Source organism: Veillonella sp. DNF00869, assembly GCF_001553345.1.
Taxonomy (GTDB): Bacteria; Bacillota; Negativicutes; order Veillonellales; family Veillonellaceae; genus F0422.
This window is the reverse complement of sequence record NZ_KQ960771.1, coordinates 373781-387424: the sequence shown is the minus strand read 5'-3', so window position 1 is coordinate 387424 and position 13644 is coordinate 373781. Positions and strand designations below refer to the sequence as shown.

General features: G+C 40.3%; 9 protein-coding genes. 5 read left to right on the top strand and 4 right to left on the bottom strand.

Annotated elements, in window-relative coordinates:
• The first annotated feature begins 5 nt into the window (after positions 1-5).
• Genes holA through HMPREF3032_RS06060 form a run of 5 tightly spaced genes read left to right on the top strand, consistent with a single transcriptional unit; the run spans position 6 to position 8961 of the window.
• Positions 6-974, top strand: a complete 969-nt coding sequence (holA, locus tag HMPREF3032_RS06080) for a DNA polymerase III subunit delta (protein ID WP_062403066.1) — start codon at positions 6-8, stop codon at positions 972-974.
• A gap of 7 nt (positions 975-981) precedes the next feature.
• Positions 982-2334, top strand: a complete 1353-nt coding sequence (locus HMPREF3032_RS06075; RefSeq protein WP_062403063.1) for a VanW family protein — start codon at positions 982-984, stop codon at positions 2332-2334.
• 24 nt (positions 2335-2358) lie between these two features.
• On the top strand, positions 2359-6057 hold the full coding sequence (locus tag HMPREF3032_RS06070; protein ID WP_062403060.1) for a PolC-type DNA polymerase III: 3699 nt from the start codon (positions 2359-2361) through the stop codon (positions 6055-6057).
• A gap of 12 nt (positions 6058-6069) precedes the next feature.
• Positions 6070-7623, top strand: coding sequence for a gluconokinase (locus tag HMPREF3032_RS06065; protein ID WP_062403057.1), 1554 nt, complete (start codon positions 6070-6072; stop codon positions 7621-7623).
• A gap of 18 nt (positions 7624-7641) precedes the next feature.
• Positions 7642-8961, top strand: coding sequence for a gluconate:H+ symporter (locus HMPREF3032_RS06060; RefSeq protein ID WP_009353623.1), 1320 nt, complete (start codon positions 7642-7644; stop codon positions 8959-8961).
• Positions 8962-9011: 50 nt separating this feature from the next.
• Here HMPREF3032_RS06060 and HMPREF3032_RS06055 read toward each other — a convergent pair whose 3' ends face one another.
• From HMPREF3032_RS06055 to pflB, 4 genes are all read right to left on the bottom strand, one after another.
• Entirely contained in the window at positions 9012-10193 is a 1182-nt protein-coding gene (locus HMPREF3032_RS06055) for a sodium/glutamate symporter (protein WP_062403055.1), read from the bottom strand.
• A gap of 239 nt (positions 10194-10432) precedes the next feature.
• Positions 10433-11203: a pyruvate formate-lyase-activating protein gene (gene pflA, locus HMPREF3032_RS06050; protein WP_062403051.1), complete on the bottom strand. Its 771-nt coding sequence runs from the start codon at positions 11201-11203 to the stop codon at positions 10433-10435.
• Positions 11204-11209: 6 nt separating this feature from the next.
• Positions 11210-11449, bottom strand: coding sequence for an autonomous glycyl radical cofactor GrcA3 (gene grcA3 / locus HMPREF3032_RS07715; RefSeq protein WP_009353611.1), 240 nt, complete (start codon positions 11447-11449; stop codon positions 11210-11212).
• 2 nt (positions 11450-11451) lie between these two features.
• Positions 11452-13581, bottom strand: coding sequence for a formate C-acetyltransferase (pflB, locus tag HMPREF3032_RS06040; RefSeq protein ID WP_062403048.1), 2130 nt, complete (start codon positions 13579-13581; stop codon positions 11452-11454).
• Positions 13582-13644: the final 63 nt, after the last annotated feature.

Sequence of the window (13644 nt, the reverse complement as noted above, 5' to 3'; positions counted from 1 at the left end):
GCCAGATGGTTACATTGCTCTATGGAGATGAACCACAATTATTAGAAGAAAAAAAACAGAATCTCTTACATCAATATACAGATCGGACCTTGCTTACCTTGCGTGAAGAGCAAGGTCCCGGTTCTATTTTAGGACAATTACAAGAAGTATCTCTCTTTGGTGAACCACGAGTATTTCTGCTTGTCCATTTGCCTATCTTTGATAAACCGAAGAAAAAGCTGGCTCCAGAGTGGCAAGGATTGCGAGACTATTTGCAAAGCTATACTGGAGAAGATCCTATTATTGTAGTGTATCCAGAAACCATTGATGGACGGTTGCAAGGAAATAAAGCATTTTTGGGAGCTGTAGAATCCTTTAAGTTTGAAAAAGTAGAGGGAGAAGCTCTCTTTCAGTGGATACAACAACATTGCAAGGCTCATAAGCAAAAGATAGATCTCGATGGCATGGCATATCTACGTGACTTGGTAGATTTGTGGAAAGATGTGCCTTTAGCATTTTTGCGCACAGAATTTGATCGATTGTTCCTACTACTAAAAAATGGGGAATCGATGACAGCGCCATTTTTAAAAGAGCATATGACAGACTTTGGAGAGAAAAATATTTTTCGCTTTAAAGATGCTTTATTAGCGAAAGATGCACGAACATTACTAGATTTATTCCCCTCTATGCTAAAGAATAGAAGTGTAGATATGGCGATGGCTTATGTGCATAATCAAATGCATTTACAACTCATGGTCAGTGAATGTGCGTTTTATGGGATGACATTACCTGAGATTCAAAGCTTATTTAAGGAAAAAGGGATGAAAGCCAATCCCTATACAATTAAATTAGCCTTTGAAGCGCGCCGAAAAATTCAAATCCCAGCGGTAGCAACATTGATTAGCCAGCTGTATCATTTAATTTTGCAAAGCCGTCAAGGTATAGCAGATATGAGCCAATTTCAAGATATTTGTTTAGCCTATTGCGCAAATTAGGAGAAGTATGAAACGAAAGTATATTGCCACTGTGTCAGCTCTTATAGTTGTCGTTGGGGGAGCTGTAACAGGGCTTGTATGGCCTACTGGAAACACTATTTATGGATTAACTATAGATGGTCATAGTATATCTCATCAAAGTATGGATGAAGTAGACACCTATTTACAAGAGCGGAACACACAGTCACAAAGGATTCGCATAGTGGATCCTAAGGGAAAAGAAACGACCGTGAATTTAACAGATTTAGGGGTTACCATAGATAGGGTGGGAACCTTAACTGATGTAATGGATTATGGCTATGAAAGTGATGTCATGACCTATGTCATGCACCGAGTAGATGCGTTACTTCATGGAAAAGCGATGAATATTCGATATAAAGTAGATGGACCAGTGGCTGAGTCGTATTTTTTGAATTACGCTAAGGCTATGGGACAAGTAGGGGCCAATGCCACTGTTACTTTAGAGGGTAACACAGTGGTACATCGGCCTGCTAAGGTAGGACGTAAATTGGATGTGACAGCTACCATGAAACGTTTGCAAGAACAATTGCAAGAAGGTAAGGTAGAGACCCTAGAACTTGTTATCAATGAGTCTGCACAGCCTACGATAACGGATAAAGATTTAGTGTCTATCACTTCCATATTGGGGTCCTTTACGACTTATTTTGATGGCTCTAATACAAGCCGAGCCCATAATATTCATTTAGCATCTCAAAAAATTCATCAAACCTTGATTCCGGCAGGAGGTATTTTCTCCTTCAATCAAGTAGTAGGAGAACGGACTCCTGAAGCGGGCTATGATGATGCGCCTGTATTTATCGGAGGACGTTTGGTGCCAGGTATTGGTGGCGGAATATGCCAAGTAAGTTCTACCTTGTTTAATACAGCATTATTATCTGGTATGGATATTGTAGAACGTGATACGCATTTTGCTCCTGTTTCCTATATACCAGTAGGCTTAGATGCTACTGTGGCGTGGGGATATATTGACTTTCAGTTTAAAAACCCTTACTCTCATCCCATCTATGTGATTGCCGAAGAAGGTGCTGGCTACGTGACCATTACTATATTAGGAGCTAAGGAAGATGTACCACAGTCTGTAACGATTACAAAGGGTAAAGAACAAAGAATTCCTAATAAAAAGATAGAAAAAATCGATGAGGCTGTGAAAGAGGAAACTGTAGAAGAAGCAGGTCATGAGGGAGTTTCTGTAGATACGACGAGAACCATAGTATATGGAGATGGGCGATCTTCTACGTATACCTTTAATTCTTATTATGAACCTGTAGATACGGTTATTGTCACAGGCCCTAATGTGGTAAAAAAGCACAAAGAGGATTCTAGTAAAAGGAATGGATAGTTGAATCAATAAGGGAGTAGTACGATGAAATACTATCATTTAGTACGAAGAGGAGAATCTAAAACAGATTTTTACTTTTACTTAAAAGATGGAAAATTGCATATATTTGGCTCTCCCGCTAAGGGCACATTAGATCCCGTGGTGCAACAACGCATAGAAGAGATTTGTCATGCTATTGGGTGTACCTACGAAGTGATAGATACTGGGGATTTCATGAACCAAATCATTCTCACTCGTATGCCTAATGTAAACGTAGAGCAAGTCGTTGGAGATGATTTAGGAAATAGCCCTCTGGAAGATGCAGAGTATCTTTTTTTACAACAGGCTAATGAAGTAGCAGATTACGATATCTATTGGGATATGGATGAAGAGAATCGATTCGATGAAATGGAACTCTATGTGAGTCGTGATGGTACCATAAAAACTTCGTCGGATTATGATGATTTGTACGATGCGCCAGTGGTCATAGATCGCCCTAATACTCCGACTTTAACTGTGACTAATAATTCTTCATATTCTATGCGCAGACGGAAGCTAACCACTGAAGATGGGATGTTATTAGGACCTGTTTTCGATGAGGCAGACACGCATCGGACAGATGATTTCTTTGTAAGAACTGGAGAACAGGTTGTCATATCGGGACACTTTCACAGTTTAGATATACGAGAAATTCGACCTAAGGAAGACAGCAAGGCTGTACAAAAAGCACGTGAAAAAGGTGAGGAGCCTAAAAAACGGTATATTATTACTGGTCATCTAGTGGACGAGCACAATAGCTTGGCTATTAAACGATTTACTAGCCCTTCTGAAGACGGACCCAAGCTATTAAAAATTTTAAAATCTGTTGGGAAGGTGCAAATCAAAGGGGAAGTCATCTATGATGAGCAATTTGTACGAGACTATGTGTTTAACATGGATTCTGTGCGCCCTGTGGAGGATACGGACAATGCTAAGCGCACAGATACTCACGAGGAAGCCAGAGTAGAACTTCACTTACATACAAAAATGTCCGAGAAAAATGCGCTGGTAGCAGTGAAAGATATTGTGAATCGTGTGAAAGATTGGGGACACCCAGCGGTAGCCATTACTGACCATGGGGTGGTACAAGCATTTCCAGAGGCACAGGCCTATTCCTTAGAAAAAGGCGTGAAGATTCTCTATGGTGTAGAGGCCTATTTAATTGAAAAAGAGGACCAATCGACACCACATCATATTATTATGTTTGCAAAAAATATGGTAGGTTTACGGAATCTGTACAAGATGATTTCTATTAGCCATTTGAATTATTTTGATGAGTACCCAAGATTGCCAAGAGCTGTCATTGAAGACCATCGTGAAGGGATTCTTATAGGAACGGCTTGTAAATCTGGAGAATTGATTCAAGCTATGGTTCACGGTGCTACCGATGAAGAATTGCAGGAAATTGCTACATTTTATGATTATTTAGAAATTCAACCTCATGATAATTACAAGAGTTTTATAAAAGAAGGCTTGTTAAAAAATGAGGAAGATTTAAAAGAGATTAATTGTCGTATCGTCGGTTTAGGGGATACCTTGCAAATGCCTGTAGTAGCTACAGGTAATGTGCATTATATGGATCCTAAAGACAAAATGTACCGTGAAATCATGCTTACCGCTAGCGGTGTGAAAGATGCAAAAGACAAAGCAGATCAGCATATGCGTACCACTGATGAAATGCTAGAGGAGTTTGCTTACTTAGGAGAAGACAATGCCTACAAAGTGGTAGTGACCAATACGAGAGCCATAGAGCAAAGTATTGATTATATTGTACCTATTCCTAATGGCACCTATTCACCAAAAATTGAAGGGGCTGATAAAGCCTTGGAAGATATGTGCTATGCGAAAGCAAAGTCTATCTATGGAGATCCCTTGCCAAAGACAGTGCAAGATCGATTGGACTATGAACTTAAGAGTATTATCGGCAATGGTTTCGGTGTGTTGTACTACATTGCCCATAAACTAGTAAAAAAATCTTTAGATGATGGATACTTAGTAGGTTCTCGTGGTTCTGTAGGATCCTCCTTTGTAGCCACCATGGCGGATATTACGGAGGTAAATCCATTAGAGCCACATTATGTGTGTCCACAGTGTAAATGGAGTGAGTTCTATTTAAAAGGGGAATATGCGGGGGGCTTTGACTTGCCACGTCGTAATTGTCCTGAGTGCGGTACGCCACTCATCGCGAATGGTCACGATATTCCTTTCGCTATCTTTATGGGATTCCATGGGGATAAGGTCCCAGATATTGATTTGAACTTCTCTGGAGATTACCAAGGCCGTGCCCATAAATACACGGAAGAATTGTTTGGACGAGACAATGTATTTAGAGCTGGAACCATCGGTACCATTGCGGATAAAACGGCGATTGGCTATGCCTACAAATATGCAGATGTGAATGATTTACAAAAACGACGAGGTTTTATTGAAAAGTTATCTACAGGCTTTACAAAAGTAAAGAATACCACAGGTCAGCATCCGGGAGGCATCATGGTTTGCCCACGAGATATGGATGTACATCATTTCACACCAGTTCAATATCCAGCTAATAAAAAAGAAAGTGGCATTATTACCACACACTTTGACTATCATTCTATTGAAGGTCGTATGACCAAACTAGATATACTGGGCCATGATGATCCTACTATCATTCGTATGTTAGAAGATATGACGGGTATACCATCTACGAGTATTCCTTTTGATGACCCCGCCACATTGAGTTTATTCTCCTCAACGAAAGCATTAGGCTTGACGCCGGCTCAATTACAAGGGGATAAAGTGGCTACCTTGGCAGTACCTGAATCAGGTACTGGATTTGTACGGGCTATGCTGGAAGATTCAAAACCACAAACCTTTTCTGACTTAGTGCGGATCTCTGGTTTCTCTCATGGTACAAATGTATGGGTAGATAATGCGCAGACCTTGATTAAAACAGGGACATGTAAATTGAATGAAGCTATCTCTACCCGTGATGATATTATGAACTTTTTGCGTAATCACGGTGTAGCAGATAATGTAGCCTTTTCTGTTATGGAAAATGTGCGTAAAGGGAAGGGTATCGAAAAGCGTAATAAAGAGGGGATTGCCCAAACAGATTATGAAGACCAAATGCGAGCAGCCCAAGTGCCGGAGTGGTTTATTGGGTCTTGTAAAAAGATTTCCTATTTATTCCCACGGGCCCATGCCGTAGCTTATGTTATGATGGCATTCCGCATTGCGTGGTATAAGATTAATTATCCATTAGCATTCTATGCATCGTATTTTTCTATTCGAGCAAAAGCCTTTGACTTGAAAATTATGATGGGCTCCTTGGAAGAGCAGCAGCAAGAGTTTAAACGTTTGAAAGCATTAGCTGCGAAGTATGAAGCATCACCAAAGGAAAAAGATTTAATGTCTGCCTTAGAGGTATCCTTGGAAATGAAACAGCGAGGGTACTCATTTGCCAATGTAGAGTTATACAAATCTCAAGCAAGACGGTTTATGATTAAAGATGAAACCTCTTTATTACCGCCATTTGTAGCTGTTACTAGTTTAGGCGAAAAGGTAGCAGATGCCATCGTAGAAGAACGAGAGCAAGCAGAGTTCTTATCGATTAAAGATTTGCGGAGACGTACAAAAATGTCTCAAACCATTGCCAATCGCATGGTGGAATTAGGTTGTTTAGGCGACTTACCAGAAGATGAGCAAATGAGTTTATTTGGATGATAGGAGGTATATATGTCAGAAGTTAGAGAAGCAGTATGGATAGGCGTTGATGTGGGAACTACAGGCGTGCGTGCTATGGCATATACAGCACAAGGTAAATCTGTAGCTGTACGAGATGCTTTTTATCCATTAGAAACACCACAATATGATCGAGCAGAGCAGAATCCTCAACAAATATATGATGCGGCAGAAGAAGTCATTGCTGGAGTTGTAAAAGATTTACAATATAAACTAGTCACTATATCCGGGATTGCTTTAAGCTCAGTGATGCATAGTTTTATTCCTCAAGATGAACATTTTGATTTATTAGGGAATATGATTACTTGGGCAGATAGCAGAAGTTCCAACACTGTACACCGTATGGAACAAGACGAAACGTGTAAACAATTCTACTATAGAACAGGCTGTCCGCTACATGCATCCTATCCATTGGCAAAAATCATATGGGTCAAAGAAAATCAACCTGAAATCTTTGCTCGTATGGCGCATATTGGATCTATTAAAGATTACATGTTCCGTTTGATGACAGGAGAATGGGTAACAGATAAATCAGTGGCATCTAGTTCTGGTTTATTTAATGCTTTTACAGAAACTTGGGATTCTGAGATTTTAGACTATGTAGGAATTCAAGAAGAACAACTACCTAAGGTAGTATCTACTACGTATAGTGGTAAGTTAGTAGCAGGCGTAGCAGAGCGTTTAGGTTTACCTGTGAATACACCGGTTGTCATCGGTGCTACTGATGGAGTACTGGTGAATGTTGGTATTGGCGCTGTATCTAAAGGGCAGTTAAGTGCTACTATAGGTACATCTGGGGCTATACGCATGCTTACAGAAAAGCCGCAAATGGATCCAAAAGGTCGTACTTGGTGCTATAATTTAACAGATACCATGTGGGTGGCTGGTGGAGCTATTAACAATGGTGGTATGATTTTGCGCTGGATGCGAGATCGTATCCTGCATTATCATGGCTCCCAAATGGAACAATTATCGGTGGATCCTTATGATTTAATGACCATGAAAGCAAGACATGTACCGGCTGGATCTGGTGGCTTGTTATTAATGCCATACTTTACTGGTGAACGAGCTCCTTATTGGAACTCTGATCTGCGTGGTGCTTTCGTAGGTTTATCCTTAAATCATAGTCGCTCTTACATGATTCGCGCCACAATGGAAGGGATTTGTTATAGCTTACGGTTTGTTCTTGATGCATTACGTGAGTTTGAAGAGGTAAAAGATATCCGCATTAGTGGTTCTTTCACTAAATCTGAATTATGGGTACAAATTATGAGTGATATATTCGGTGAACATATCACATTGCCAAATAATAGTGAAGGTGCCTCCTTTGGCGCCGCTGTGTTAGGGTTTATTTCTGATGGAACTTTATCAGATATTAAGGATACAGCAGAGCTAGTACAGCCTGAATGTATTTATCACCCTAAGGAGCAACATCAAGCCGTATATGAAGAACTTTTCTCTATTTATGAAAGTTTGTATACTCATATGAAAGACGATTTGGCACGTCTTGTTCAGTTCCAAAAGGAACATCCATTTAGTCGTTTGTAATTAGAAAGGAGACTAGAAATGCCATTAGTTATTCTTGCATTAGGAATTATTTTACTATTTTTCCTAATCGTAAAAGTAAAGATGAATAGCTTTTTATCATTGCTATTGGTCTGTGTATTATTAGCCTTTGGAGAAGGATTGCCGCTTGACAAAATTTTCCCAACCATCCAAAAAGGCTTAGGAGCTACCTTAGGTGGTTTAACAATCGTAGTAGGCTTTGGCGCTATTTTAGGTAAATTGATGGCCGATAGCGGTGGAGCGCAACGTATTGCAACTACATTGATCAACATGTTTGGTCGTAATAATGTAAGATGGGCTGTATGTTTAACTGGATTTATTGTAGGTATTGCTTTATTCTATGAAATTGGTTTCGTCTTATTGATTCCTTTGATCTTTACCATTGCTAAATCTGCGGATATTCCATTGTTAGAAGTAGGTATGCCAATGGTAGCAGCCTTATCTGTGACACATGGTTTCTTGCCTCCACATCCAGGTCCTACAGCGATTTCTGTATTATTTAATGCAGACATTGGATTAACATTGGTGTATGGTATTTTAATCGGTATTCCTACAGTTATTTTGGCAGGTCCATTATTGTATAATACTGTGAAAGATATCAAAACAGATATCCCTGAAGGCCTTCATAATGATAAGGTATTTACAGAAGAGGAAATGCCATCCTTTGGAGTATCTATCTTTACAGCATTAGTACCAGTTATCTTGATGGCCGCTACAGCTATTGGTAAAATGATGAATCTACCAAAAACATCTACCATTATGGTCATTCTTAACTTCATTGGTGATCCTTCTGTAGCGTTGACAATTTCTATTATTATTGCTTTCTATACGTTTGGCTTCGCTCGTGGCAAATCTATGAAAGATATTATGGCTACTTCTGAAAAAGCGATATTAACAGTAGCTATGATTCTATTTGTTGTAGGAGCTGGTGGAGCACTAAAACAAGTATTGATCGATAGCGGTGTGGGTACCTATATCGGTGAATTAGTGATGCAAGTGAATGTATCTCCATTAGTATTAGCTTGGTTAATTGCTGTGGTGATTCGTATTGCTGTTGGTTCTGCTACAGTGGCAGCTATGACAGCTGGCGGCATTGTGGCGCCGTTAATTCCATTAACAGGTGTAAGCCCTGAATTGATGGTAATTGCAGTAGGTGCTGGTTCTGTATTCTTTAGCCCACCAAATGACCCAGGATTCTGGTTATTTAAAGAGTTTTTCGGATTATCTGTCAAACAAACATTACGCTCTTGGTGTATGGTAGAAACAGTGATTGCCGTATGTGGATTAATTGGTGTAGAAATCATTAATTTATTCTTATAATAAAAAAACCCCCAGTCCAGTGAATGGATTGGGGATTTTATATTATATATTTACCAATAGAACTGCATGATCCAATGTAAGATAGGTATACCCAATACATTGATTAATACAGTAGCTGTAATTGGAACAACTAGGAAAGCTTTTACAGATTTTCTGTAGCGACCACCGAGGGTAGCGATAGTTGCCACCGTGTTTGGTGTGATACCTAAGCCGTGGCCAAGGAGTGCAGCACCGATGACAACGCCGTCATAATCTTTACACAGCACAGGAAATACGATGAACCGTGTAAATAGAATAATCGCAATGACTTGTACCACAAGAATTACAAGCATTGGCCCTGTAAGCGCACGTAATGCGATCACAGGTACGCTCATGAACACAGTAGTTAAGAAGATGGTAATACTAATTTGACTAAATAAGGCAATAGCTTTAGAATTGATGAATGTTTGCCCCATCGCATCGCCACCATTACGGATAGCAATGGCCAATAACATGGATACGATGAACGTAGGAATGTGTAAACCAAAGGTATCTAATAAATAGTGAGAACCGCCGATGCCGATGCTGACACAGATAAGAACCAACAATAAGTTGACAATAATCCCAATCGGTGTCGGTGCTGGTGAATCTGGTGGCGGTGGAGCTGTTTCATAGCGATTGAACTTTTCGATTAAATATTGTCCCATAGGACCGCCGATGAACACACCAATAATGGTAGTGAACGCAATGATACCATGTGCTACAGTTTCACCATTTAAGGCATTCCCTAAGTCGTGACCTAAGGCGGACACAAAGTTGTAGCTACTTTCAAGAGATAAAGAGCCTAATAAAATGGCATAGTGTTTGTCTAATCCAAATAGACTAGCTAGTCCTAAGCCAATGCTGATTTGCATAATCACAAGCAAAGTACTCATGCCCCAGTAGCGAGGGATTGCTTTTAACGAAGATGTACATATTTGCACGGGCGCTACTAGCCCCATAGTGGCGAAGAATGCCACCATAGCAGGAACGAGAACAGCCTTGTCCAGAGTAATGAGTATAAGACCAGAAATTTGTAGTAGAAATACAATTATTGCTACAGTTAAACCACCAATAGCAGGCACTGGGATAGCCCAACGATGCAAGATGTTAATGTGCTTGTGCATAAAGGTTCCCAGTAAGAAGGAAAACAGTGAGAGTATGACCGTTTCTACGGCGCCAAGATGTAATTGTAGCATGTATGACGATGCCATGAAATGCCTCCTAACTTTAGGTACAAAAGACTATGATGGTGCAGTAGTGCACATAGGATTCACTTACACCAAAATCATAGTGAGATAGTCTGAAATAATACCCTCCTATTATACAACTAAACATCTAATATGTAAAAGGTATCCATAAGAAATGAATGTCAATATATAAACAGAAAAAGCGCACCGTCCACGAAGGATAGTGCGCTTTTATGAAAGATCAGGAAAGTATTATTATGAGTTTAACTTTCTGGTGTTTTAAGAGGACACCATAAACCTCGGCGGTAGTCGCGTATTCCAGAAAGGACAACGCGGAGTGCACGCTGTGCGTCAGCTTTTGAGAGGGGCGGTATTCCATCTAAGCGATAGGAAATGCCAAGACTTTCATATTTATTAACCCCCATGACGTGGTAAGGTAAGCAATCTACGGCTTTCAAATGTTTGAAGGCACCTAGAAAGAAACCAAGCCGATACCAGCGATCGCGATTATCTGTGATGGTTGGGACTACCACGTGGCGCACCCAAAAATCTGTTCCATGAGCGTCTACAAATTGAGCGAACTCTAGGACCGCATCATTAGGTTTGCCGGTTAGTGTTTCGTGTATAGAGGAATCGATCTCTTTCACATCAAGAATGACTAAATCCGTTACGTCAAGAAGCAGTTTGTACTCTCTAGCCTGTTCCTGTGTGTAGCAAATCCCGCTTGTATCTAGACAAGTATGAATTCCCTTTCCGTGAAAGAAAGTAAAGAGTTCGATAATAAAAGGGAGTTGCAACAATGCTTCGCCACCAGTGACAGTAATGCCTCCAGTGATATAAAAGTCTCGATTCCTTTCAAATTGTGTCCACACATCTGCCACCGTCATTTCTTGGGCATACGTAGAGGGATCCCAAGTATCTGGGTTATGGCAATAGGCACATCGCAATGGGCAACCTTGAAGAAAGAGGACAAATCGCATGCCCGGACCATCCACAGTTCCCATAGTCTCAATGGAATGAATACGACCTACCATAGTGTATTACATGGATTGATGGAATGTACGAGCAATCACTTCGTCTTGTTGAGCTTTTGTCAACTTATTGAAATGAACCGCGTAACCAGATACACGGATAGTCAATTGTGGATACAATTCAGGATGTTTTTGAGCATCTAATAATGTTTCACGATTGAATACATTTACGTTTAAATGGTGGCCGCCTTTTTTGCTGTACCCATCTAATAACTGTACTAAATTATCAACTTGTTGTTCGTTTGTCATAGTTACTCCTTTTCTTCAGGGAATGTAACATTTGGCTCACGGCAAGCTAGATTTTCACAACCATCGGCTAATGCATGTTCAATATTGCCTAGGTCTATATCTAGGTCCAAGTCGCCTAATGTAACCATAGACTCTCCGGATTTACCAAGAGAATCTGGAATAATAGAGAATGTATTAGAAATACCATCGCAACAATCACGCCATGGCATTTTAGCAACAGATGCTAGGGAAGAGATAGCCCCGTGTTCGTCACGACCATGCATAGGATTGGCACCAGGAGCAAATGGAATACCTGCTTTACGTCCGTCAGGAGTAGCACCAGTGGCATTACCGTATACCACATTCGATGTAATGGTTAATAGTGACATAGTAGGCACGGATTGACGATAGGTTGGATGTTTACGAATTTTATTCATAAACCCAGATACCACCGTAGCAGCTAAATCATCTACACGATCATCATCATTACCATATTTAGGGAATTCGCCTTCAATTTCAAAATCAATAGCAATACCATTTTCATCACGTATAGGTTTTACTTTCGCATATTTAATAGCGGATAAAGAATCGGCTACTACGGAAAGTCCAGCAATACCTGTAGCAAACCAACGTGTTACCTTACGGTCATGCAATGCCATTTCCAATTTTTCATAGGCGTATTTGTCATGCATGTAATGAATGATATTTAAAGCATTCACATATACACCTGCTAACCATTCCGTCATATCTTCAAAGCGTTCCATCACTTCATCGAAGTCAAGGTATTCTGAAGTAATAGGGCGGAATTTTGGACCTACTTGTTTTTTCAGCTTTTCATCTACGCCACCATTGATTGCGTATAGTAAGGCTTTCGCTAAGTTACAGCGAGCGCCAAAGAATTGCATTTCTTTACCAATACGCATAGGGGATACGCAGCAAGCGATGGCGTAATCATCGCCAGAATTTGGGCGCATGATTTCGTCGTTCTCATATTGAATGGAAGATGTTGCAATAGAGAGCTTCGCACAGAACTTTTTGAAACCTTCAGGGAGGGAAGGAGACCAAAGTACTGTTAAGTTTGGTTCAGGAGCAGGACCAAGGTTTTGCAATGTATGTAGGACACGGAATGCCGTTTTAGACACTAGTGTACGTCCATCAGTGCCCATACCACCGATAGACTCAGTTGTCCATACAGGATCACCAGTAAATAAATTGTTATATTCATGGATACGTGCGAAACGAACCATGCGCAATTTCATAATGAAGTGATCCACCATTTCTTGGATTTGTTCTTCTGTATATTTACCAGATTTCAAATCACGTTCTGCATAGATGTCCAAGAAAGTGGAGTTACGTCCGATGGACATAGCTGCACCGTTTTGTTCTTTGATAGCACCCAAATAGCCAAAGTATAGCCATTGGATAGCTTCTTTTACATCGGTAGCAGGTTTGGAGATATCAAATCCGTAGGACGCAGCCATTTCTTTTAACTCTTTCAAAGAACGGATTTGATCTCGAATTTCTTCGCGGTCACGAATGACATCTGGCATCATATCGCCCATGGTGATATTGAATTGATCTTCTTTATCCTTGATCAAATAATCTACACCATATAAGGCTACACGGCGATAATCACCGATAATTCGGCCGCGGCTATACGCGTCAGGTAGGCCCGTAATAATGTGAGCAGAGCGAGCAGCTCGCATCTCAGGTGTATATACATCAAATACACCATCATTATGTGTCTTACGATGAGTTTTAAAGAATGCTTCAAGAGTTGGATCCATTTTGTAACCATACTCTTCGATAGCACTTTTAGCAGTTCGTAAACCACCATAAGGGAACATGGCACGTTTCAAAGGATAATCAGTTTGAAGACCAACAATTTGTTCATCTTCTTGAATAATATATCCAGGGGCATGAGCCGTAATATGAGTTGCTACATCAGTGTCTGCATCGATGACAGAACCTTTTTGTCGTTCTTCCTCATATAAATCTAATACCCGTTGCCAAAGTCTAGTAGTTCGTTCTGTAGGACCTACTAGAAAAGAATCATCGCCTACATAAGGCACATAGTTTCGTTGGATAAAATCGCGTACGTCCACGGACTTATCCCATACACCTGTATTGAAGTCTTTCCATGCTTGTTGCATAATATACCTCCAAATACACATTAAAACGCAACCCATAGGGTTAACTTTATTGTAATCTATAAT